The following is a 23,428-nucleotide window of genomic DNA, read 5'->3' on the forward strand; positions in this document are numbered from 1 at the left end:
TTTTATGAAACACTCTTGTGTTTTATGTTAAGAATTGCAGACAAAATCATTGCAAGAATCTGTGCAATACTCATACTCCACCATACGGCCGGCTCCCCGAAAAAACGAGGGAATATAATAAGCAGTAAAAAGAAAAATATAATTTCTGAATAAACGATTACTGAAGATTTTACAGCTTCCTGTGTCGCATAAAAAGATGAAGTTGAAACTCTTGCATATGCGAGAAATAAAAATCCGACAAGAAGTATAGGCATATTATCGCCGACCATTCTTGTTACAGTTTCAGAAGCACCGAAAAGATTACCGGTATGATACCTTAAAACATATAGTAATACAAAAGATAATGCGGCAATAATTTCGGCTGTTATATATGCGAGATGTTTTGTCTTGTGCAATGCAGTCATGTCACCGCGACCGAAGTAATCGCTTAAAAGCGGCTGGCATCCGTCACCAACACCTTGAAGAATCAGATATACAAAATATGTTGCATATGAAATTACAGCATAACAAGCAACGGATGATTCCCCGCCGTATTTTAAGAGAAATAAATTCATAAGGAGAAGTGTTATGTTAGGGCATAGAGTAATTCCAAATGCAGAAATTCCATTTTTAAAAATTCTTAAAAACATCGCTGGTTTGAAATGCAGTCTGTATACAGGAATTTTTTTCCATAAAAGATAACATGTTCCTATAACAGCTGTTACAAACTGACCTGTAACAGTAGCAAGTGCGGCACCGGCAACTCCTTTTCCAAGTACCCATACAAAAGTATAATCTAATATTACATTTGTGATAAAACCGGAAATCATTGTAAACATACTGAATGAAGCACCACCATTATTTCTTACGAGCGGTGTCATTCCCGTTCCAAAAATCTGACAGAATGACCCTAAAATAACGACAGAAAGATAGCTGCGTCCGTATTCGGCAATAATTCCTGTTGCACCAAGAATTTTAAGAATAGGTGTCATAAGCGGAAGTACAATAAGCGGCATTAATATGCTTGATATAAGCAGGCATGTTATTGTGGCACGAAGATATTTAAGTGCATTTTCATCTTTTCCGGCAGCTTTTAATATTGAATATTGTATTGAACCCCCCATTCCTATGCCGGTTCCGAGTGCCTGTAATATAGAAACAACAGGAAAAACTACATTAATAGCGGTCATTCCGGCATCACCTACATTGTTGCCGACAAAATATCCATCCACAATTGAATATATGCCTGAGAGAGCAAATGCCAGAATTGATGGCATTACAAAGCGGAAAAATTTCTTTGAGTACATAAAAATCTCCATTTCTAAAATATTTTTTATATGAAAAGAAGCAGGCAGGGTGTAATTTCATGCAGCTCCGTTTTTGTAATAAACGTAAAATATTATTATATCACACTTTTTGAAAAATAAAACAGAAAAAAATATATATTTTCTGTTGCATATTTAATAAATATATACTATACTTTTATTAACTTAAAAATACGTGAAAATAGTGTCAGAACTGATGCTGTAATAAGAGTAAGGAAGTGTTTAATTTGTCTGGATTAAGTAAAAAAGTAAAGATTATTATTGCGGCAGCTGTGTCAGTTTTAATTCTTGTTGCAGGTATAGTAACAGGAATACTAATATCTTCCCATAGCGGGGACAAAGATTCTTACAAAGCAAGTGAGGAATCAGATAGCAGGAATGAGCAGGTTATAAGCAGCAACGGTACACAGAAAGATAAAGAACAGGATAAAAAGTGGACAGATGCGGCAGCAGAGTTTAAAGATGTTAATTCATGGGAATCAGAAGGCAAGAAGTTTACACAGTATGAACTTACTGTTACCAATCATGGAAGCAGTGCAATTGATGAATGGAAGATAAATTTTCCGGTCGGGAGTACAACACAGCTGTCACAGAGCTGGAACTGCGACATAAGTGTTGATAACAATAATGGCAACGTAAGGTTTATACTTGTGCCTGCTGATTATAATAAAAAGCTTGAAGCAGGTGCCAAAACACAGGGAATAGGTTTTATTGTCAGTATGACAGATGACTATAAGCTTGGAGATTATGATATTGAAACTGTTGTGACAGATGATACGCTTACAGCATCGAATGTATCAGATCAGGTGTCAGAACAGGTGTCAGGTCAGACATCAGATCAGTTATCAGGTCTGTATGATGAAAATGCGGATTCACAGGATAATAATAGCCGGGAGAGTAATGATAATGAAGATTTGTCAGGTCAGCTTCATGTTTCAGGGACTGATATTATAGACGGCAATGGCAATGTTGTCAGGCTGAAAGGTGTGAGCACACATGGGCTTGCATGGTATCCGCAGTATGTCAATTATGATGCATTCCGTACTTTGAGGGATGATTGGGGTGTTAATGTAATAAGGCTTGCCATGTATACACAGGAGTATGGGGGATATTGTAACGGCGGTGACAGAGAAGGTCTTAAACAGCTTATAGATAATGGTGTTTCATATGCATCACAGCTTGGAATGTATGTGATTATAGACTGGCATATTTTAAGTGACGGCAATCCTAATCAGCATAAGGATGAAGCATTGGAATTCTTTGACGAAATGTCGTCAAAATATGCAGGATATAATAATGTAATATATGAAATATGTAATGAACCTCAGAATTCTGACTGGAACAGTCAGATAAAGCCTTATGCACAGGAGGTTATAGCACGAATACGACAGCATACGGATGCACTTATTCTTGTAGGAACAAACAGGTGGTCACAGGATGTCGATGAGGTTATAGGCAACAGACTTGATGATGATAATGTAATGTATGTTGTTCATTTTTATGCAGGAACACAGAAGGAATGGGTAAGAAATAAGATGATTGCTGCACTTGACGCAGGGATTCCTGTATTTATAAGTGAATGCAGCATATGTGATGCATCAGGAAACGGTGGTATAGATTATGGTTCGGCTGATGCGTGGTTTTCACTTCTTAACGAAAGAGGAATAAGTTATATAGCTTGGAGCCTGAGCAATAAAAGTGAGACGTCTGCACTTATAAATTCGTGGTGTGATAAGTTGAGTGACTGGAGTGATGATGATTTATCAGATACAGGAAGATGGTTCAAGAATATGATGAGCAGGTAAAAACTTTGACATGCAGTTCCATAAGACATAATGGTCCAATGAATGGTTCAATTGTGGACAGGACAAAATAAAAGCACTGAATGTGAGTGGGTGACGAACATTCAGTGCTTTTTTATAAATTATAAAGAGTTTACAGCCTTTGTTATGCGAGATACCTTTCTTGCAGCTGTGTTCTTGTGGAAAATTCCCTTTGAAGCAGCCTTAGAAATCTCAGCGATAGCAACTGGAAGAGCAGCCTGAGCAGCTTCCTTGTCGTTAGCAGCAACAGCAGCGTCAACCTTCTTGATATAAGTTTTTACTCTTGATTTAACAGCCTTATTTCTATCAGCTCTAACCTGACTTGTAAGGACTCTCTTTTTCGCAGATTTAATGTTAGCCAAATCCGTACACCTCCAAAAATATTTATTATTAGTTAAATTAATTGTGATTTGTTTTGCATTAAAGCCGGACACGGACGATCTAATGTAAACATACCTCTGTATTCTATAATATCGATGTGATTATGTCAATAAAAAATATAATAAATTTTATAAATTACAATAAAAAGCAGTTAATCTGACAAGAATATAGATATAAAAGAATAATATTCAAAAGGAGTGACTGTTTATGGGAAATATAAATATAAGAACGGACCTTGCAGTTGAGCTTAATGAGGCTGTTGACAAAAGTGACAGCCGTTACAGTGGTGTAATTGTAAGAGAGCATATTGATAAAGTGTCTTTGGTAAAAGTGACGACATTAGAGATAATAAATGAGGAAGGTGAAAAACTGTTTAATAGAAAAGCGGGCATATATATAACTATAGAAGCAGAGGGGCTCGGCGAAAATGATGATTTTTATAATGAGAGAGTAATAGAGATTATTTCCGGACAGATAGATGCGTTAATACGTCCATGTATATCAAAAAATAACAAACTGCTTGTTGTTGGGCTTGGAAACAGGAACGTAACAGCGGACTCACTGGGACCCGATGTTGTTGATAAATTAATAATAAACAGTCATATACATGGTGAAAAAGATGAAATTTCAGTCAGGCTGTCAGCATTATCTCCGGGAGTTATGGCACAGACAGGAATAGAGACTTCGAGCATAATAAAAGGGATAGCAGATGAGATTGATCCCGGAGTGATTATTGTTATAGATGCATTGGCTGCAAGAAACATACAGAGACTTAATAAGACAATCCAGATTTCAAACAGGGGAATTAATCCGGGGTCAGGCGTTGGAAATCACAGAACAGGGATAACATCGGATAATATAGGAGTCCCTGTGATTGCAGTGGGAGTGCCGACAGTAATAGATGCAGCAACGATAATAGGTGATGTAACGAAAGATTATGAAAATATTCCTAAACACCTTTCGGATATGTATGTTACACCGAAAGATATTGATGAAAATATACGGATTACAGCAGAAATTATAGCTGAATCAATAAATGAACTTGTTTATGCATAAAGTTTTACAGATGTTCATATAGATAGTGTAGCCGGGAATAAATAAGGCGGTGCATAGCGGAGGCGGGAAATGTCGGTGAAAAAATATAGACGTGCTGTTTTTTTGATAATAATGCTGATATTGACAATTGTGTTTTATTTTATTTTTTGTGGAGGTAAAAATGCAATTGGAAATGTTCTTGCCGGAGTAATAAGTGGTGCGGGAAATTTCCTTGCAGGAGAGTATGTGCCGTCATATACATTTTATGATTCGGTAGAATCACAGTCGGAATATACATTAAAGAATTCAATTTTAAATGATATTTATCCAACAGGTGAATATTACAGAATATATGCAGGGCAGGGCGAAGCGTGTGTATCATATGACGGTTATGTTGATACAATAGCACAGGTTGTAAATATAACAGGTCAGGATGATAATAAAGAAGATAATAACCAGAATCAGGAAAATGATGTTTCTGTGGAATCAGATAAAGCCACAGGTGGTGAAACAGAAAGTGAAAAAAGCACAAATATAATAGCTGCTGATACAGTTACAGGTAATGTCTATGACAGGCAGGATCTTAATGATTATAATTTCTGTCAGCAGTTTTATACTGTTACAAGCATTACGAGTCTTACAAAAGAAATATTCAGACCTTCAGAGTTTCTTGATAAAGATATGAAAATCACACATGATTCGTCAAGTCCGCAGATTCTTATTTTTCATACACATTCACAGGAAAAATTTGCGGATTCAACAGATGATGATTCAACATCAATACTTGGTGTTGGTGATTACCTCACAGAACTTCTGACCGGTAAAGGGTACAACGTTATACATGACAGGAGTGTTTATGATTATGTTGATGGTAAACTTGACAGGAGCAAGGCATATACTTATGCCGAACAGGGGATAGAATCAATTCTTGAAAGCAATCCTTCAATAGAAGTTGTTATTGACCTCCACAGGGATGGAGTGGCAGATACAACACATCTTGTGACGGAAGTTGACGGCAGGCAGATGGCTAAAATAATGTTTTTTAACGGAATAAGCTACAGCAATGTTAAGGGGAATATAAATTATCTGTATAATCCATACAGGGATGACAACCTGGCAATGAGTCTTCAGATGCATCTTATCGGGGAGGCATATTATCCTGGATTTCTTCGCAGAAATTATATTAATGCATACAGATACTGCCTCCATGAGCGTGCAAAATCAATGCTCATTGAGGCAGGAGCACAGACCAATACATTTGAAGAGGTAAAAAATGCAATGGAACCGCTGGCAGATATGCTTGATAAACTGCTTACAGGAGTAAGAGCGTATTGAATGAGAAAAAATTATGCTTGATGTGTTATCATGTATATAATTTAATCAGTTAGGCATTGATATAATTTATCTATTGATTCATTAATTTTATCATCGGAGAGGGCTGAATAGTTAATTACCAGTGTATGGTCGATTGCAAGGCTTTTGTCTGCATAATATTCTGACAGACATGATATTTTAAGCCCTCTTTGCATAGCACGTTCAATAAGCTTTTCATCGCTAAGAGTGGTGTTTGCGTGAAGCAGAAAATGAAGTCCGGCATTTTCCTCATGAATAGTTATAATTGAGGAAAGAGGACTTTTATTTATAGCATCAATAAACATATCACGCTGGCGGCGGTAAAGAATTCTCGTGCGGTTTATATGTTTTTCAAAATACCCTTTATTAATAAAAGCAGCAAGTGTATACTGTTCAAAATTTGATACGGTACAGGCATAAAAATTAAGTTTTTCTTTAAAAAGCTGCATGAGCTGCACTGGAAGCACCATGTAGCTTATTCTTATTGTAGGAGAGAGCGTTTTTGTAAATGTATTCATATAAATTACTTTTCCGGATACATCAATACTTTCAAGCGAAGGTATAGGCTTTCCTAAAAGCCTGAATTCACTGTCATAATCATCTTCAATTATGTATCGTGATTCGCAGTTTAATGCCCATCCAAGAATTTCATAGCGGCGTCCTATTGGAGTGACAATTCCGGTAGGGTAGTGATGTGATGGTGAAAGATGGAGAATATCCGCATTTCCGGCCTTTAATGCATCTATATTAACACCTTCTTCATCAATGGGAATGCTTACACATTTTACATTGTTGCTATTATAAATTTTGCGTATTTTTTCGTATCCTGGGTCTTCAACCGCAAATGTTTTATCGCGTCCGAGAAGCTGTATAATGAGAGTATAAAGATATTCAGTTCCGGCACCTATTATAATCTGTTCAGGATGTACATTCATGCCTCTAAATTCTTTTAAATGGCTGCATATGGCAGCTCGAAGCTCATATATTCCCTCTGATGGTGATGGCTGTAAGAGTGCATCACGTCTGTCAGCCATAATTTCTTTCATAAGTTTTGACCATGTGTAAAAAGGAAAATTATCGGCATTTATCCTGTTTGAAGCAAGGTCTGCAAAACAGTTGTCTGAAGGATTTGGTTTGATATGCAGATTTTTATAAACAGGAGATTTTACGGAAATATCTGCGTTACGTTCTTTAAATTCATTTTCATATGCCGGGATAAGTATCTGGCTGATATCAGATACATAGTAGCCCTTTTTGGGAATAGAATAAATATATCCCTCAGCGATAAGCTGTTCATAAGCATTTTCAACTGTGATTGTGCTTATTCCGAGATTCTTGGCAAAATTACGCTTGGATGGAAGTTTATATCCATTGGTCAGATTGTGCTTTAAAATATCGTCACGTATACATTTGTACAGATATTCATACATGCTGTCAGAACCTGTATTTTCAAAAGAATATGTAAGCATAAAATTACCTCTTTCAGTTATATTTAAAGAATAACAATTATTTAGCTCAATATACACTATTTGAAAAATTATGTCAAAATTACATCAAAAAATATCAAAAATATATTGACAATTAAATAAAATTAATATATAGTGAATATAAATTATTAATACTATTTATTTCTTGCACGAGTTTTCGTGTTCTTATTTGTATATATGCATAAGAGGCATATATACAAGTCGGTGCAGTCATTATACCTGCTTCTATTGCCTTATACAGGACTTTTCATTTTTATTCCATAAGGTTACAGATTTTTCGGGTAAGATTCCACTGGTGTTTATGTAAATATCCGTGTGTATACGGTTTATTTAAATATTATATTAAAGGAGAGTAACTTATTATGGAGTACAGGGAGTTTCTGGAAAATGTACGAAAGGAGGTAGAATCAAGGTATGACAGTAATGTCAGCGTCACGCTTAATCATGTCATGAAAAATAACGGAACGGAGCTTGACGGCATTACAATAATGGAAAAAGATAAGAATATCGCACCTACAATATATATTAATTCTTTTTATGACAGATACAGGGAAGGGGTTTCTTTAAAAGCTGTTGTAAGTGAGATTATACGTATTTATAATCAGAATAAAAATTCAATTAATATTAATGCTGATTATTTTGAAAATTATGAAAATGTCAGAAAAACAATCGTATATAAGCTTGTCAATTATCAGAAGAATAAAAAACTTCTGGAAGATGTGCCATACAAAAGAGTGCTTGACCTTGCTGTAGTTTTTTACTGCCTGATAGAGCAAAGAAAAGGTGTGAGTGCAACGGCACTTATTCATAATGAACATTTAAGAATCTGGAATGTGACAGAGGATGAAATTTATAATGATGCATTGAAGAATACACCTGTTCTGCTTGCCGGCAGCATTGTGCCTATGAGTAAAATATTAAGTGAGATTGCAGGAACAGCTCCGGCTGATAATGACGAGAAAGTGTGTGAATACACAGGCGAAGACATTTTATATGTACTCACCAATTCTTCAAGGGTAAATGGTGCCGCATGTATATTATATGATAATCTTCTTAAAAAATTTGCGAATGATGTACATTCTGATTTATACATACTTCCGTCATCTGTTCATGAGGTCATTATTGTTCCTAAAAAGAATGCATTTGATAAATCTGAACTTGCAGATATGGTAAGGGAAGTGAATGAACAGGGAGTTTCGCAGGATGAGATTCTGTCTGATAATGTGTATGAATATAACAGAAAGAATGGACTTATTACAATGTGATAAAAATAGTAGAAACAGATATTAAATAAAGACAGTATGTGCATGATGGGGGTCGAACCCACGGCCTTTCGCTCCGGAGGCGAACGCTCTATCCACTGAGCTACATGCACATGCTGTATTATTTTACATTATAAAAACAAAAAAAGCAAGATGGTTGAAATGACGAAATGATTTTGTTAAAATTATATTATTTATTAATAACAGGAATGAAAGCATATGGATGATGGAGTAAGAATTAATAAGTTCCTCGGTTCGGCAGGATATTGTTCGAGAAGAGAAGCTGACAGGCTTGTCGGTGAGGGACGTGTTTTTATAGATGGAAATATGGCAGATATGGGAAGCCGTGTTATGCCGGGACAGAAGGTATATGTTGATGGTAAGGCAGTTGTTCCGGAAGAAGAAAATATACTTATAGCAGTGAATAAACCAAGAGGAATAGTATGCACCACAACTGATAAACAGGGGGCTAATAATATAGTTGATTTTCTTGGATGTGACAAAAGAATTTACCCTGTCGGAAGACTTGACAAAGATTCAGAAGGCCTGCTTTTAATGACTAATGATGGTGAACTGATGAATAATATTCTCACGGGGAAAAATGAGCATGAGAAAGAATATATAGTTGAGGTAGATAAAAATCTTTCAGATGATTTTGAACGCAGAATGTCAGAACCGATGTATTTAAAAGAACTTGATAAAACGACAAGACCGTGCCGTGTTATTAAGACAGGGAAAAAAACATTCAGGATAATTTTAAAACAGGGATTAAACAGACAGATAAGACGCATGTGTTCCAATCTTGGATATAAAGTCGTAAAATTGAAAAGAATAAGAATAATGAATATAGAACTGAATGATTTGCCAGCCGGTGCAACAAGAAAAATTGAAGGCAGCGAATATGAAAAATTAATGAATCTTATCAATAAGAAATAAGGACAGAAAGTGGTAACGGAAATGACGGATTTGGAAAGAATTAAAGAGCTTGTAAGCATATTAAACAAGGCAGGAAAAAGTTATTATTCAGAAGGCGTTGAGATAATGAGCAACTTTGAATATGATAAGCTTTATGACGAACTTGTAAAACTTGAAGAAAAAACTAAGATTGTTCTTTCGGACAGCCCTACTGTTAATGTTGGATATGAAACGCTCAGTGAGCTTCCAAAGGAAAGACATGACAGTCCTATGTTAAGCCTTGATAAGACAAAAAATTCCGACGAGCTGGTGGACTGGCTTGGAAGCCAGAGAGGTCTGTTATCATGGAAACTTGACGGGCTTACTATAGTCCTGACATATGAAAATGGCGAACTTTTAAAAGCTGTAACAAGAGGAAATGGCGAAGTTGGGGAAATTATTACACAGAATGCAAAAGTATTTAAAAATGTTCCGTTGTCAATTCCTTTTAAAGGCAGACTTGTTATAAGAGGAGAGGCAATTATAACTTATTCTGACTTTGAAAAAATCAATGAAAAGATTCCTGAGATAGATGCAAAATATAAGAATCCAAGAAATCTTTGCAGCGGTTCAGTACGCCAGCTTAATAATAAGATTACTGAAGAAAGAAATGTAAGATTTTTTGCATTTTCACTTGTTTATGCAGATGGACAGGATTTTAAGAATTCAAGGAAAGTACAGTTTGAATGGCTTAAAGAACAGGGATTTTCTGTAGTTGAATACAAAGAAGTGACATCAGAAAATCTCAAAGACACAATTATGTGGTTTGAAGATAAGATAAAAGATAATGATTTTCCATCAGACGGACTTGTAATATTGTATGATGATATCGCATATGGCGATTCACTTGGAAGAACGTCTAAGTTTCCACGTAATTCAATGGCATTTAAGTGGACTGATGAGACAGCCGTAACACATCTTAGAAAGATTGAATGGAGTGCGTCAAGGACAGGACTGATAAATCCTATAGCGGTATTTGATACGGTTGAGCTTGAGGGCACAAAAGTTTCAAGGGCAAGTGTTCATAATATAAGCATTATGGAAGGCTTACAGCTTGGAATAGGTGATGAGATAAGTGTCTTTAAAGCTAATATGATTATTCCGCAGATAGCAGATAATTTTACAAGAAGCGGCAATGTTGAGATTCCTTTGGAGTGTCCTGTCTGTAAAGGAAAGACACAAATAAAGCATATTAATGATGTCAAATCACTGTATTGTATGAATGAAGAATGTCAGGCAAAGCATGTAAAGAGATTTGCACATTTTGTTTCAAGGGATGCAATGAATATTGACGGACTTTCAGAGGCTACACTTGAGAAATTTATCCAGAATGGTCTTATAAAAGATTTTACGGATTTATATCATCTTGACAGATATAAGGACATAATATCAGGCATGGAAGGATTTGGTGAAAAGTCCTGTGAAAATATTCTTAATGCTGTTGAACAGTCAAGAAAGACAATTATGGCAAAGGTTATATACAGTCTCGGAATTCCGGGAATAGGACTTTCAAATGCCAAGATGATTGTAAAAGCAATTGGTTCAGATAAAGAACAGCTTACGGCAGCAGACCGTCCGGCACTTGAAGCTGTAAAAGGTGTAGGAGCTGTACTTGCTGATGCATTTGTTTCCTATTTTGAAAATGAGAATAACAGGGCATTATTTGAAAAGTTATTAAAAGAGCTGGATATTGAAAAAGAAGAAGATAATAATTCTGAAAATGCAGATGCTCTTGAAGGTAAAGTTTTTGTTATAACGGGTTCACTAAGTCATTTTAATAACAGAAATGAATTAAAAGACCTGATAGAATCAATGGGTGGAAAGGTCACAGGGTCTGTTACAGGTAATACAAGTTATCTCATTAATAATGATGTAACATCTACATCATCAAAGAATAAAAATGCATCAAAGCTTGGAATACCGATTATAAGTGAAGAAGAATTCCTCGATATTGCAGGCAGAAAAGATTTGATGTAATATACAGGTGTTATTAAATTTAGAAAAATTATGTTTACAGATTATATAAATTGATTTGGGAAAGGCGGAGGTTATGCCAATCAGGATACAGAGTGATTTGCCGGCAAAGGCGGAACTTGAGGATGAAAATATATTTGTCATGGATGAGAACAGGGCTCTTTCACAGGATTTCAGAGAGCTTAGAATAGTGATTCTTAATCTCATGCCTATAAAACAGGATACAGAGCTTCAGCTCTTAAGAGGACTTTCTAATACACCTCTTCAGATAGATGTGACATTTCTACAGATGGAGAGCCATGTTTCTAAGAATACGTCAGTTTCACATTTAAAAAAGTTTTATGTTACATTTCCGGAGATAATGAGAAAGAAATTTGATGGAATGATTATAACAGGTGCACCGGTTGAGAAGATGGATTTTGAGCAGGTAGATTACTGGGATGAGCTTACAAGAATTATGGAGTGGTCAAAGACTCATGTAACATCAACGCTTCATATATGCTGGGGTGCACAGGCAGGATTGTATTATCATTATGGAGTTAAGAAAGTGCTTCTGGATAAGAAACTTTCAGGTGTTTACAGACATCATGTAATGAATAAACGTGAACCGCTTGTACGCGGTTTTGATGATTTTTTCATGGCACCTCATTCGAGATATACAGAAGCCTGCCGTGAAGATATACTTTCTAATCCAAATCTTAAAGTACTTGCGGATTCCAAAGAAGCCGGAATTTATATTGTTATGGAAAAAGAAGGAAAACAGATATTTGTTATGGGACATCCGGAATATGACCGTGTAACACTTGATGGTGAGTATAAGCGTGATATTGAAAAAGGATTAGATATTGAACTCCCGGTTAATTATTATCCTGATGATGACTGTAACCGCAGGCCGGTTCTTTCATGGAGAAGCCATGCGAATAATCTTTATACGAATTGGCTTAATTATTATGTTTATCAGATAACTCCGTATATTCTTGAAGAGGATGTGTAAGATATGGCAGATGAAAAACAGACATTTACAGTTGCTGGATATAAGTTTGCAACTAAGGAAGAAGCACAGGATGCCAAAGATGAACTTAATGCAATAAAGTATCTGTCATCAAAGACAGATGGAAAAGACCCAAAACAGGTATATATGTTATACAACCAGATACTTGACAAACAGCTGTTTAATACGCCTGTCGGAATTGATTATTTAAAGGAACTTCAGCAGTTTTTATATATTAATAAAGATATTCCGAATGATAAAATAAGACCAATTCCGATTAATAATGAATTGAGCGAAATGCTTGATGAGAAGAAGATACCTTTAAAGGTAAAAGATGAGATAAGACAGTTAAAAAGAGATAAGAACAGATATAAGGATAAATATATAAAGTTAATGATTGTCAATATTGTCCTTGTTGTTGTTATAGCTGCGATGGCTGTTATTTTAAAGACTTCATCAACACCGACTGTAATAGATTATGAGAGAAAATTACAGGATAAGTATGCTACATGGCAGGAACAGCTTGAATCACAGGAAGCATCACTAAAGGCAAGAGAAAATCAGACACAGTCAAAACAAAATTAAAAATCTTCACATTTTAAACATATATTTGTTTTATATTTATTTTTAGTAAAAGGCAGAAGTCTTAAAGTGAAAATTAATAAAAACAGGAGATAGATGATATGGATAAAATAAAAGTTTTAGTTGTTGATGATGAGAGCAGAATGAGAAAACTTGTTCATGATTTTTTATCTAGAAGTAATTATGAAGTTATAGAGGCAGCTGATGGGGAAGAAGCCATAGATATTTTCTATGCTGATAAGTCTATTTCACTTATAATACTTGATGTTATGATGCCTAAGATGGATGGATGGGAAGTATGCCGACAGATTAGAAAAGACTCAAAAGTGCCAATTATAATGCTGACAGCAAAGAGCGAGGAAAAAGATGAATTACAGGGCTTCGACTGTGGTGCTGATGAGTATGTTTCAAAACCTTTCAGTCCAAAGATTCTGACGGCGAGAGTTGATGCACTCATAAGAAGAACTTATCAGATAGATAGTTCTGAAGTGTATGAAATAGGCGGAATTGAGATTGATAAGGCTGCACATATTGTAAGGATAGATGGAAAAGAGATTGATTTAAGTTTCAAAGAATTTGAACTTCTTACATATTTTGTTGAAAATAAAGGAATTGCGTTATCAAGAGAAAAGATTCTTAATAATGTCTGGAATTATGATTATTTCGGAGATGCAAGAACGATTGATACGCATGTAAAGAAGCTCCGCAAGAAGATGGGTGAAAAAGGTGACTGCATCCGCACGATATGGGGAATGGGATATAAGTTTGAAGTTTAAAGGAAGAGACAGATATGGGAAGACATTCTATTAAGTTTAAAATTACTTTAATGCTTACAATTATTATTTCAAGCCTTCTTGTGCTGCTTATGATATTAAACAGTACAATGTCAGAAAAGTTTTATCTGAATGGACGCAGGAAACAGATGCTTGAAGGGTATACTTATATTAATAATACAATAGTTTCATACACAGGTGGAACACTCGGCAAGGATGAGATGCAGGATAAGATAGAGCAGTTTGCGTCAGGTGCGGCTATTTCTGTAATAGTTATAAACAGTGACTGGACAACGCTTTATACTAACTGTAATGGTGAAGCTGAGATGGTTGAAAGACTCAGAATGAGTATGTTTAACAGAGACGTGTTTGGAAAACAGGACAGTTATGATAATTCTAATATACAGGACGATAAACAACAGGATGACAAACAACAGCCGTCAGATGATGATATAAAAGATGACGATAAAAAGTTCCCAATGAAAGATAGAAATGGCGGTTCGCTTTCTATAAATATGGAGCAGAGCGGAATTGCAGAAAAGCGTGAGATTATAAAAGAAACTGATAAATATACACTCCAGAAAGTGTATGATGAACGACTTTCAGATGACTATTATGAACTCTGGGGAACGCTTGATAATGGATGTTCTATTATGATGCGTGTTGCAATTCAGGGAATTAAAGATAATGTAAGTATTTTTAATAAGTTTGTAACTTATATCGGACTTGTAGTATTGGCAGCAGGAATTGCAGCAGCCTATGTATTATCCGGATATATTTCCAAACCAATTAAGGAACTTTCAAATCTTGCTGAGAGAATGGCAGATATGGATTTTGATGCGAGATATACAGGGAGTGATAAGGGCGAGATAGGCATATTGGGAAAGAGCATGAATAATATGTCAGAAAAACTGGAACAGAATATTTCACAGTTAAAGACTGCCAATCTTGAACTAAAAAAAGATATTGATAAAAAAGAAAAACTCGAACAGATGCGTTCAGATTTTTTGTCCAATGTATCGCATGAATTAAAGACACCGATAGCACTTATTCAGGGATATGCAGAAGGATTAAAGGAAGGAATATCTGACGACCCTGAGAGCATGGAATTTTATTGTGATGTAATTATTGATGAATCAAATAAAATGAATGAGATGGTAAAGAAGCTTCTTACACTTAACCAGATTGAATTTGGCGATGAGGAGACAGTTCTTGAAAGGTTTGATATAGTAGAACTGCTTAATTCAGTTATATCTGCCAATACACTTCGTGCATCACAAAAAGATATATCTATTACATTTTCTGCACCGGAAAAAAATATGTATGTCTGGGCGGATGAATATAAGATAGAAGAGGTTGTGACAAATTACATCAGCAATGCCATAAATCATTGTGATTTTGATATGAAAATAGTCGTCAGGACACAGAGAATCGGCGACAATATAAGAGTGTTTGTATTTAATACCGGAAAGCATATTCCTGATGAAGACATAGATAATATCTGGATAAAGTTCTATAAAGTTGATAAAGCAAGAACAAGAGAGTATGGCGGTAATGGAATCGGACTTTCTATAGTAAAGGCAATTATGGATTCACTTGGCAAGGAATGTGGTGTCATGAATGTCGATGGTGGAGTTGAGTTCTGGTTTGACCTTGATGCAAAGGCGTGATATAATAATAGACAGCTTTAGGCTAATATTTTTTTGGGAGTTGTAAGCAGATGAAGAGATTAGCAGCATTAGGACTTGTATTTGTATTGATGTTTTCATTTACAGGATGTAAAGGTGATATAGAGCTTAACAAAGAAGATAATGACCATGTGGCAGAATATATTGCCGGTGTACTTCTTAAATATTCATATGAAAATGAATGGGAATATCAGAAGTTAAAGAATTCAGCATTGACTAATTATCAGAATTCAGTATCAGGCAGGACACAGACTTCATCTGATAATACGAAAGCTAATTCAGGTTCGAAAAATACAGCTTCGACATCGGGAAGTATATCACAGACAGGTTCTGCGGGTACATCGCAGTCTGGTCTGGGAGTTATGGAACAGTTTGCATCTGCATTAGGTCTTGACAATGCCCAGATTACATATAAGACATATCAGTCAGGAGACAGATATCCAACAGATGAATATTCAATTTCTGTTCCTGCAAAGAGTGGATGTAAAGTTGTGGCACTTGAATTTGAAATAAAAAATAATGGAAGTTCGCAGATAACAGCCAATACATCATCAAAAGGTGTTTCAATAAAATTAACAGTTGGAGATAAGACTGTTGCAGAATCAGCCACATTATTAAAGAATGATATTTTACAATTGAAAAATGTCAGCATTAATGCAGGCTCATCATATACAGCAGCAGCAATTTTCCAAGTGCCTGAAAGCAATATATCAGCAATATCAGGAGCGACAGCTGTTATTTCTGTAAATGGTGCATCTATAGGCACAATTAATATCCAGTAAAAATATAAAAGGTATAAAAAAGCACCCTCAAAGATGTAACTGACTTTGAGGGTGCTTTTTTATGGTTCAGCCGGATAAACCGGAGCGTTAAGAACTTTTTCCATTGTATATTCCTCAGCTTCAGCTTCAGTAAGCTGATGGACATATGGCGGTCTTTTTTGTGGAACGTATCCTTCACCATGACAATTATATTCTGCATAATAGCATGTATCATGGGATTCTTCTTTGTTCCAGTCACTAAAACCGGTCTCTGTAATCTGACCGCTCATTTCACAGTTTAAAAAGACAGCTTTTGCATATATACGCCAAGGACGGCTGAGCATTACAGTTCTGTCTGGACAGTTGCCTGTAAGGCGGCAGTGGTCAAATACATAACCATATTTCTGATTGGAATATGTAGAAGGAGCTGTATAATAGCTGTTTATTTTTTGATTGCGGTTAAGTGCATATAATTCACAATTTTTAAAATAAGCAGTGGCACTTCCAAATATAAAATCAATTTCGCCGCAGATATAACAATCTTCGTAGAGCTGTCTTCCCGGAATTCTTTTAGCAAATTCTGTAGGACCGGTAAAACCACCGGGTTCTTTTTCTTTTAATGGAAGAGGTCCTGTAAATAGTGTGTCCTGATGACCAAGCATACGGCAGTTTTTAAAATGTATGTCATCACCTTCCGCATACACAGCAACAGCCTGACCTACATCAAGTCCGAATCCGGATGAATTTTCAAATGTAATATCAGATGCACGGAAATGATTGGCATTGACAAAAAAAGTATATGAACGGAAAGTTCCTCTTTTGATGCCGTCATCCATTATCATTCTGGCATAATAATTGTTGGTTATAATAGTATCTTTTGCAGATTCACCTTTTAAGGTGACATTGTCAAGTCTGATTTCCACGCGTTCATTATATATACCATTTTTTATGTAAATTATTTCAGGAGTAGATTTAATGCTGTCAACAGCAGCCTGAATACTGGTAAAATCACCTGTGGAATCTTTTGCAACGGTAATCATTTAATGCATGCCTCCAAAAGTTAATATAATTCATTTAAACATAGTATAACATATTTTAGGATATAATGGCTATAGAGAAATATGTTTATAAAAATAAATTCGGATATAGACTTTTTAATAAATTAAGCGTATACTTCACATATTAAATATAAAATTAAGGACTAAAAGTTATGCTTACATTTAAAGAAGATATTAAAGATACACAGATTTACCTCGGACTTCGTAAAAAAGTCGGCTGGATAGAATTAAATCCGGTTCAGGCACAGAGGGCATTAGATAACAGCATGAAAATAATAACAGTGTATGATGATGACAAGCCTATAGGAATGGGAAGAATAGTAGGTGACGGAGCGGTTATCTGTTATATACAGGATTTGATTATTATACCTGAATATCAGGGAAAGCATATAGGAAGCCGCCTTATTGATAAACTTATAGAATATGTTAACAGTCTTATTATACCTGACAGCCGCATGATGTTATGCCTCATGTGTGCAAAAGGAAGAGAAGAATTTTATACTAAGCATGGATTTATAGCCAGACCGACATCTAAACTTGGTCCGGGAATGATTCAGTACATATTAAAGTAAAGTATTATAAAAACGGATGTGATTTACATTGATATATGTAAAATTCACATCCGTTCTTTATATCTGTCCGAGAAATTGTCTCAAATCAGCTCATACTGGTATTTAATAATTGTTGATTATGCAAGAAGAGTCTTTACATATTCTGCGAGCTTGTCACATTTGCAGTTAGCAAAGAAGAGTTCCTGGAACTTTTCACCTGCAACAGCACCTTTAACAAGATCCTGGTCAAGGTTCTTTAAGATATCAATAAGGCTGTCCTTGAAAGCAACCTTTCTTACTTCATCAAGAATCTTTTTGTTTCTCTGTTCCGGAACAACTCTTTCCTTAGGATAGCCACCACCTGGTTCGCCTTCAAAAAGTTTTTCAAAAATATATGTAAGATTTAATTCGGCACCCCAGCCAAAACCTTTTGCAAAAGGAAGAGCGATAGCATTACCATCGTTAATCTGCATGAACATATATGCATCAGAAGGGTCAACAACATGTCCGCATATTACGCCAGGGAATGAGTTGAGTGCGAGCATGGCACCTTCACCTGTGCCGCATCCGGTTACAACAAAATCAGCAGCACCGCTGTTAAGAAGGATAGCAGCAAGGATACCATTCTGTACATATGTAAGCTGTGCTTTATCATCAGCTGAGTACATACCATAGTTATCAACTTCAAATCCCTTAGAATCAGCTACCTTCTTGAGTGTAGAATAAATCATGTCATTCTTTGCAGCCTGACTGTTTTCATTAATTAATGCAATTCTCATTATACAAAAACCTCGTCTTTCTTAGTTGATTATGTAGAAAATATTTTTTCTGCACATATAGTTTAACTATAATCAAAAAAGCTGATTTTGTCAACAGTAATGAATAATGAACTATGCAAAATAGCGGTTTTGCTTTATATAAAAATATATGTTATTATAACTTTTACCGGAAAAATCAAGACAGATTTAATTATAGATTATAAATTAAAAGATTGGAGAATAAAATATGGATAACAATAATCAGGCAGCTTTTATGGGGGCATTAAACAGCCTTAAAGAATATGCAAAAGTTAATGGTAATATAGTTACAAAGCAGGATGTTGAGAGTTATTTTAAAGACCTTGGACTTGATGATTCAAAGTATCAGATGATAACAGGTTATCTTCTTGCCAATGATATTACAGTCAAGGGTGAGAACGGTGTTGACAATGAATTCCTTAACATGCTTGAGAAATCTGCTGTAAAGCAGACAGAAGAGCTTGAAGAGGAAGTCGCAGAAGAGACGGTATTTGTCACAGATGAAGATTATGAAAAAGATGAAAAATATATACAGATGTATATGGAAGATTTAAAAGATGTAGAGGAATTGTCTGATACAGGAAGAGCATTTCTGCTTATGAATATTGTCGAAGATAATGATAAAGAATCATTAAGCCTGCTGTCACAGTCATTTCTAAAAAAAATAGTAGGGTGGATTGAGCCTTTCAGAAGAAAAGGAGTGCTTGCAAGTGATTTAATACAGGAGGCCAACCTTGCGATGATGGCTTATATAGGTGAAAAGCATTTCCTTAATAATTATGAGTGGAAGGATAAGATAAAAGAAGGAAATACACAGGATTTGATAAACGTTCTGGAAGAAATTGAAAAAGAAGTAAAGTCAGAAATAGAAGGAAGTTTACGCATGATGATTGATGAGCAGAATATGTCCAACAAAGCTGCGGCAAAAGTCCTTGGAAAAGTAAATCTTGTAAATGACTGGGCAAAAAGGCTTAAAGAAGAACTTGAAAGAAAACCTACAGTTGATGAACTTGCTGAAAAAATGGGAATATCAAAAGAGAATGTAATGGAAGCGATAAGACTTTCGGCAGAAAATATTGAAGATATTGATATAAGAGCATAATTTTAATTTTTTTGCATACCATATTGTATGAGCAGCAGATGTATGATATAATAAGCGAAAAGAAAGCCATGACAGGTCAGACTGTTTATGGTGAACGTAAACGATTAATCGTATTTTAATTTAATATTTATATTCCTGGGATGTTCGACAGCCTGTCATATTTTGATCCTACATTTTTTCGTCGGGATTCCTATATTTTCATGCTAATGTCAAGCCTCCTTTGTCAGTGGAAGGCAGCGGTATGTGTGCGGTAACCCACCTGGCTTTGGCTAGGAGTCGAAAAAGATGGGAACGGCATTTTGGGAATTATAAGAGCTGTATGGGAGTAACCATCCAGCTCTTTTCTTTTGCCTGACAGCTGCAAAGCCAATGCCATCACCGGATAACGGCATTTGTACGATGACTTTGCCACTTGGGTTCTAATAAGAAATTCTTCCGAATATACTAAATATTATCAGGCATGTACTTGTGTGCCATTGAAGGGAGAAATCTTCACATGAAAACACGCTATGCTAAAAGAAGAAAAAAGTTAAAAATAATGGTGTTTATTGTTCTTGTATCAATTGGAATCCTTTTTGCATTATTTGTTAAAAAAAATAAAAGTGAACATGAAGGCATTAATATGGCACAGGCATGTAAAGTGATAGCGTATGCCTGCGGATACAAGCCGTCGGACGGTCATGGTAATTACTGGTATGATGAATATATTGATTATGTGCGTGAAAAGCAGATATTTACAGACTTTAAAGCCAAGGATGCTTTTACACGGAAATATGCAAAAGAATTATTTTCATATTGCGGTGTGAATTTTACGGAAGAACTGTATTCATACGATACATTTTCAAATGAGCAGTTTTCACAATTGATTTATGAGTTGAAAGATTTTTTCAGTAGTGGAGATAATTTATCATGGATGGAAGCAGCGGTAGTTGCAACTCCTGACATGGACAGTCAGCTGTCAGGATGGAGTGTGTGCACAGACAAAGGAATTTATTCATTTAAAGGTCTGAAGCTTTCAGGTAAAGTTGATAAAAATTGTGTGTTCCTTACATGTGGCAGTGAAATTCTTATGTTTGTAAAAGAAACAGGAACAGAAGTGATATATAAAAATGTATGGATTTATAAAATTGAGAATAACAAAATGTATATTGATTTGTATGGTATAAAACGTAAGTTTCAGGTAGGAAATATTGAAAATATAGGAAGTGCCCTGGCAGATGTTTCACTTGAAAACAAAAAGATTGATGCAATTAATCTGAAAAAGGATACAATATCCGGAAAAGTACTGTCTGTAAGTGATGAATACATAGAAATTACAGGATATGGAAAAGTTTTTGTTGATAATAATTTTGTGAGATACAATCTTACTGATTATTCCGCAGACAGAGATGTAAATAATATTGTTATAGGTTATGATTTGCAGGATTTCATTGTGGCCGGAGGAAAAATCTGTGGTGCATTTTTATCTAAAGGATTTTCTCCGGGAAATATAAGAGTTCTGCTTAAAACTACAGGATATGCTGATATATTTCATAATAAAGTTTCAGTTACTTCTGACAATGGGTATAAGGTGTGCTTTGATGAAAAAGAAATACATGTTGATGCGGGAAATATATCTGAATTTGATATTTCAGATTCAAAATTTGACAATGGCAGAATAGAGATAAAACCCGATACGGCAGATGGAAAGATAAAAGTGACAAATATTTCACGAAGTCAGGGGAATCCTGAATATTATGGCATTATAGAACTGTCTTTATGGGATGAAGGAATAGTTATAATAAATGAGACAGATATTGAACAGTATCTTAAAACTGTTGTACCAAGTGAAATGCCTGTAAGTTTTGGTGTTGAAGCGTTAAAAGTGCAGGCAGTGTGTGCGAGAAGTTATGCGTATAAACATCTTACCAATGTAGGTTATGCATTATATGGTGCACATGTTGACGACAGCACACAGTTTCAGGTTTACAATAATAATTTGGAATTTGATGCATCAAATCAGGCAATTCTTGCGACAAAAGGCGAGATGTTAAGATATGGTGATGATGTTGTTCAGGCATATTATTATTCGACATCGTGCGGCAGTGGCACAGATGTGACATTGTGGGGCTCATCAAAGGAAAGTTATCCGTATTATGAAAGCCGTGATATAGGAAGCAGTGAAAGAAATATTAATTATATGGATGAAGAATCCTTTGCTTCGTTTATAAAACAGAAGTATGACAGTGATTATGACAGCACATGTAATTATTACAGGTGGAAAATGACTGTGAGTGACAAAGATTTGAGCAGCTCGTTTGATTCAAAGATATCAGATGTGGGGATTATACAGAATATATATGTCAGGAAAAGAGTATCAGGTGGAGCTGCCGTAAGCGTTGTTGTTGAAGGTGATAAGAATACAGTTACGCTTGACAGTGAATCACTTATAAGGCAGGCATTTGGAAATGCTGCAGTGACGCTTGAGACAAATGGCGGAACTGTCAATACACCATATCTTCCAAGTACATTCTGTATATTTGAAAGCCAGGAAAGAGATGGTGAAAAATATTTTGTGATTACGGGAGGCGGTTTCGGACATGGCATAGGCATGAGCCAGAATGCCGTAAATGCCATGACAAAACGAGGTATGAGTTACAAAGATATATTAGAGTTCTTCTATCCAGGAACCAAAGTCGCCTGAACGCTTTTTTGTAAGAAACATATTAAGTTCAGCACCCAAGAAAACAATTATCATACAGAAATACATCCACATAAGGGCAAAAACCAGTGTTGAAAGACTTCCGTACATAAGAGAAAAATTAGGTGAATGGTTTACATAAACTGAGTAAAAATATGAAAACAGAAACCATCCTGTTGCGGCAAATACAGCACCGGGAAGCTCATTGAAAAAAGTTGTCTTTCTGTTGGGAACATATTTATACATGCATAAAAATATAACCATTAATACACAAGGGAAAAGCAATGTCCTGTTGTGCAGTATGGCGGTAAATGTATTTGCAACTTTAGGAAGAAATAATCCGATTATCGAAACAAATTTGTCACCGAAAACCATAAGTACAAGCGTAAGAAGTATGCTTAATAAAAATATAAGAGTGTAAACAGTTGAGATGATTCTTGAAATAAACCAGTTGCGGTGTCTGTTTGAACCGTATATTGAATTAAGGCATTGCATTATTGAGAGAAATCCCTTTCCGGCTGACCATAAAACAACGACAGCCGTAATAGAGACTATTGCAATGCTCGAATTATTGTATACATCGTTGATGATAGTTTCAAAGACAGGTTCTATCTGCGGTGGGGCAACAGCACGCAGTACCTCTATTATCGTATCAGGTGTAACCGGAAGGTAATGTATAAGGCTCATAAGTATTATCAAAGCCGGAAAAAATGATAACAGCATATAAAAACATGACTGTGCCGCATAGCTTGTTATGGAGTCTTTTGATAATTTGGATGCTATCTGTTTGATTGTTATAATAATAGTATTCATTAAATCTCCATTTCTAAATAAATAATCATGAAAATAAGTATATATCATCAGAAGAATTT

General features: G+C 35.4%; 20 protein-coding genes, 1 tRNA gene and 1 other RNA gene. 15 read left to right on the forward strand and 7 right to left on the reverse strand.

The window, feature by feature from the left end:
* Positions 1-2 precede the first annotated feature (2 nt).
* Entirely contained in the window at positions 3-1,286 is a 1,284-nt protein-coding gene (locus H8S01_RS09910; protein ID WP_186837076.1) for an MATE family efflux transporter, read from the reverse strand.
* Between the two features lie 245 nt (positions 1,287-1,531).
* Between H8S01_RS09910 and H8S01_RS09915 the strand changes: the two genes are divergently transcribed.
* On the forward strand, positions 1,532-3,109 hold the full coding sequence (locus H8S01_RS09915; RefSeq protein ID WP_186837077.1) for a cellulase family glycosylhydrolase: 1,578 nt from the start codon (positions 1,532-1,534) through the stop codon (positions 3,107-3,109).
* Between the two features lie 119 nt (positions 3,110-3,228).
* Here H8S01_RS09915 and rpsT read toward each other — a convergent pair whose 3' ends face one another.
* Positions 3,229-3,489 carry a 30S ribosomal protein S20 gene (gene rpsT / locus H8S01_RS09920; RefSeq protein ID WP_021866577.1) on the reverse strand — a complete coding sequence of 87 codons (261 nt, stop codon included), beginning with the start codon at positions 3,487-3,489 and terminating at the stop codon, positions 3,229-3,231.
* A gap of 226 nt (positions 3,490-3,715) precedes the next feature.
* Here rpsT and gpr point away from each other — a divergent pair, with 226 nt between their 5' ends.
* Both gpr and H8S01_RS09930 read left to right on the forward strand, forming a co-directional pair.
* Positions 3,716-4,564, forward strand: coding sequence for a GPR endopeptidase (gene gpr / locus H8S01_RS09925; RefSeq protein ID WP_207723047.1), 849 nt, complete (start codon positions 3,716-3,718; stop codon positions 4,562-4,564).
* Positions 4,565-4,633: 69 nt separating this feature from the next.
* On the forward strand, positions 4,634-5,878 hold the full coding sequence (locus H8S01_RS09930) for a stage II sporulation protein P (RefSeq protein WP_021866575.1): 1,245 nt from the start codon (positions 4,634-4,636) through the stop codon (positions 5,876-5,878).
* A gap of 41 nt (positions 5,879-5,919) precedes the next feature.
* On the opposite strand, the gene H8S01_RS09935 is transcribed toward H8S01_RS09930, so the two are convergent.
* The gene (locus H8S01_RS09935) at positions 5,920-7,365 is read right to left on the reverse strand and encodes a PLP-dependent aminotransferase family protein (protein ID WP_021866574.1); all 1,446 of its coding nucleotides are present in this window, start codon (positions 7,363-7,365) and stop codon (positions 5,920-5,922) included.
* A gap of 380 nt (positions 7,366-7,745) precedes the next feature.
* Between H8S01_RS09935 and H8S01_RS09940 the strand changes: the two genes are divergently transcribed.
* A complete protein-coding gene (locus H8S01_RS09940) occupies positions 7,746-8,648 on the forward strand; it encodes a DUF5688 family protein (RefSeq protein ID WP_186837078.1) in 903 nt (300 codons plus the stop codon).
* A gap of 37 nt (positions 8,649-8,685) precedes the next feature.
* On the opposite strand, the gene H8S01_RS09945 is transcribed toward H8S01_RS09940, so the two are convergent.
* Positions 8,686-8,758 (reverse strand) — tRNA-Arg (locus H8S01_RS09945).
* A 106-nt stretch (positions 8,759-8,864) separates the two neighbouring features.
* Here H8S01_RS09945 and H8S01_RS09950 point away from each other — a divergent pair.
* The 7 genes from H8S01_RS09950 (at position 8,865) to H8S01_RS09980 (ending at position 16,389) form a co-directional block, all read left to right on the forward strand.
* Positions 8,865-9,581 (forward strand): pseudouridine synthase, encoded by a 717-nt coding sequence (locus H8S01_RS09950; protein ID WP_021866572.1) that lies wholly within the window; start codon positions 8,865-8,867, stop codon positions 9,579-9,581.
* Between the two features lie 21 nt (positions 9,582-9,602).
* Positions 9,603-11,576 (forward strand): NAD-dependent DNA ligase LigA, encoded by a 1,974-nt coding sequence (gene ligA / locus H8S01_RS09955; protein WP_186837079.1) that lies wholly within the window; start codon positions 9,603-9,605, stop codon positions 11,574-11,576.
* Between the two features lie 73 nt (positions 11,577-11,649).
* On the forward strand, positions 11,650-12,567 hold the full coding sequence (gene metA, locus H8S01_RS09960; RefSeq protein WP_021866570.1) for a homoserine O-acetyltransferase MetA: 918 nt from the start codon (positions 11,650-11,652) through the stop codon (positions 12,565-12,567).
* Positions 12,568-12,570: 3 nt separating this feature from the next.
* Complete coding sequence (locus tag H8S01_RS09965) at positions 12,571-13,149, forward strand: hypothetical protein (protein ID WP_021866569.1); 579 nt, start codon at positions 12,571-12,573, stop codon at positions 13,147-13,149.
* Between the two features lie 98 nt (positions 13,150-13,247).
* Positions 13,248-13,922, forward strand: coding sequence for a response regulator transcription factor (locus tag H8S01_RS09970; protein WP_021866568.1), 675 nt, complete (start codon positions 13,248-13,250; stop codon positions 13,920-13,922).
* 14 nt (positions 13,923-13,936) lie between these two features.
* Positions 13,937-15,589, forward strand: coding sequence for a sensor histidine kinase (locus H8S01_RS09975; RefSeq protein WP_186837080.1), 1,653 nt, complete (start codon positions 13,937-13,939; stop codon positions 15,587-15,589).
* 50 nt (positions 15,590-15,639) lie between these two features.
* Complete coding sequence (locus tag H8S01_RS09980; protein ID WP_186837081.1) at positions 15,640-16,389, forward strand: hypothetical protein; 750 nt, start codon at positions 15,640-15,642, stop codon at positions 16,387-16,389.
* Positions 16,390-16,448: 59 nt separating this feature from the next.
* Here the strand turns inward: H8S01_RS09980 and H8S01_RS09985 are convergent, their stop codons facing one another.
* Positions 16,449-17,408 (reverse strand): pectinesterase family protein, encoded by a 960-nt coding sequence (locus tag H8S01_RS09985; RefSeq protein ID WP_186837082.1) that lies wholly within the window; start codon positions 17,406-17,408, stop codon positions 16,449-16,451.
* A gap of 170 nt (positions 17,409-17,578) precedes the next feature.
* On the opposite strand from H8S01_RS09985, the gene H8S01_RS09990 reads away from it, so the two are divergent.
* Positions 17,579-17,998, forward strand: a complete 420-nt coding sequence (locus H8S01_RS09990; protein ID WP_186837083.1) for a GNAT family N-acetyltransferase — start codon at positions 17,579-17,581, stop codon at positions 17,996-17,998.
* 116 nt (positions 17,999-18,114) lie between these two features.
* On the opposite strand, the gene H8S01_RS09995 is transcribed toward H8S01_RS09990, so the two are convergent.
* Entirely contained in the window at positions 18,115-18,756 is a 642-nt protein-coding gene (locus tag H8S01_RS09995; RefSeq protein ID WP_021866563.1) for an RpiB/LacA/LacB family sugar-phosphate isomerase, read from the reverse strand.
* Between the two features lie 226 nt (positions 18,757-18,982).
* Between H8S01_RS09995 and H8S01_RS10000 the strand changes: the two genes are divergently transcribed.
* From H8S01_RS10000 to H8S01_RS10010, 3 genes are all read left to right on the forward strand, one after another.
* On the forward strand, positions 18,983-19,876 hold the full coding sequence (locus H8S01_RS10000; RefSeq protein WP_021866562.1) for a sigma-70 domain-containing protein: 894 nt from the start codon (positions 18,983-18,985) through the stop codon (positions 19,874-19,876).
* Positions 19,877-20,005: 129 nt separating this feature from the next.
* A non-coding RNA gene (gene ssrS / locus H8S01_RS10005) (6S RNA) lies at positions 20,006-20,186 on the forward strand.
* A 186-nt stretch (positions 20,187-20,372) separates the two neighbouring features.
* On the forward strand, positions 20,373-22,559 hold the full coding sequence (locus tag H8S01_RS10010; protein ID WP_186837084.1) for a SpoIID/LytB domain-containing protein: 2,187 nt from the start codon (positions 20,373-20,375) through the stop codon (positions 22,557-22,559).
* Here H8S01_RS10010 and H8S01_RS10015 read toward each other — a convergent pair.
* Positions 22,524-23,369 (reverse strand): YihY/virulence factor BrkB family protein, encoded by an 846-nt coding sequence (locus tag H8S01_RS10015; protein ID WP_186837085.1) that lies wholly within the window; start codon positions 23,367-23,369, stop codon positions 22,524-22,526. The genes H8S01_RS10010 and H8S01_RS10015 overlap by 36 nt on opposite strands.
* Positions 23,370-23,428 lie beyond the last annotated feature (59 nt).

Source organism: Lachnospira hominis (ex Liu et al. 2021) (assembly GCF_014287955.1).
Classification (GTDB): Bacteria; Bacillota; Clostridia; order Lachnospirales; family Lachnospiraceae; genus Lachnospira; species Lachnospira hominis.

Coding starts and splice junctions, on each gene's coding strand:
- H8S01_RS10010 (WP_186837084.1), top strand. CDS start 20,373: ATGAAAACACGCTATGCTAAAAGAAGAAAAAAGTTAAAAATAATGGTG.
- H8S01_RS09965 (WP_021866569.1), top strand. CDS start 12,571: ATGGCAGATGAAAAACAGACATTTACAGTTGCTGGATATAAGTTTGCA.
- H8S01_RS09975 (WP_186837080.1), top strand. CDS start 13,937: ATGGGAAGACATTCTATTAAGTTTAAAATTACTTTAATGCTTACAATT.
- H8S01_RS10000 (WP_021866562.1), top strand. CDS start 18,983: ATGGATAACAATAATCAGGCAGCTTTTATGGGGGCATTAAACAGCCTT.
- H8S01_RS09940 (WP_186837078.1), top strand. CDS start 7,746: ATGGAGTACAGGGAGTTTCTGGAAAATGTACGAAAGGAGGTAGAATCA.
- gpr (WP_207723047.1), top strand. CDS start 3,716: ATGGGAAATATAAATATAAGAACGGACCTTGCAGTTGAGCTTAATGAG.
- H8S01_RS09935 (WP_021866574.1), bottom strand. CDS start 7,365: ATGCTTACATATTCTTTTGAAAATACAGGTTCTGACAGCATGTATGAA.
- H8S01_RS09930 (WP_021866575.1), top strand. CDS start 4,634: ATGTCGGTGAAAAAATATAGACGTGCTGTTTTTTTGATAATAATGCTG.
- H8S01_RS09995 (WP_021866563.1), bottom strand. CDS start 18,756: ATGAGAATTGCATTAATTAATGAAAACAGTCAGGCTGCAAAGAATGAC.
- H8S01_RS09980 (WP_186837081.1), top strand. CDS start 15,640: ATGAAGAGATTAGCAGCATTAGGACTTGTATTTGTATTGATGTTTTCA.
- H8S01_RS09985 (WP_186837082.1), bottom strand. CDS start 17,408: ATGATTACCGTTGCAAAAGATTCCACAGGTGATTTTACCAGTATTCAG.
- H8S01_RS09990 (WP_186837083.1), top strand. CDS start 17,579: ATGCTTACATTTAAAGAAGATATTAAAGATACACAGATTTACCTCGGA.
- H8S01_RS09970 (WP_021866568.1), top strand. CDS start 13,248: ATGGATAAAATAAAAGTTTTAGTTGTTGATGATGAGAGCAGAATGAGA.
- H8S01_RS09950 (WP_021866572.1), top strand. CDS start 8,865: ATGGATGATGGAGTAAGAATTAATAAGTTCCTCGGTTCGGCAGGATAT.
- metA (WP_021866570.1), top strand. CDS start 11,650: ATGCCAATCAGGATACAGAGTGATTTGCCGGCAAAGGCGGAACTTGAG.
- H8S01_RS09910 (WP_186837076.1), bottom strand. CDS start 1,286: ATGTACTCAAAGAAATTTTTCCGCTTTGTAATGCCATCAATTCTGGCA.
- H8S01_RS10015 (WP_186837085.1), bottom strand. CDS start 23,369: ATGAATACTATTATTATAACAATCAAACAGATAGCATCCAAATTATCA.
- ligA (WP_186837079.1), top strand. CDS start 9,603: ATGACGGATTTGGAAAGAATTAAAGAGCTTGTAAGCATATTAAACAAG.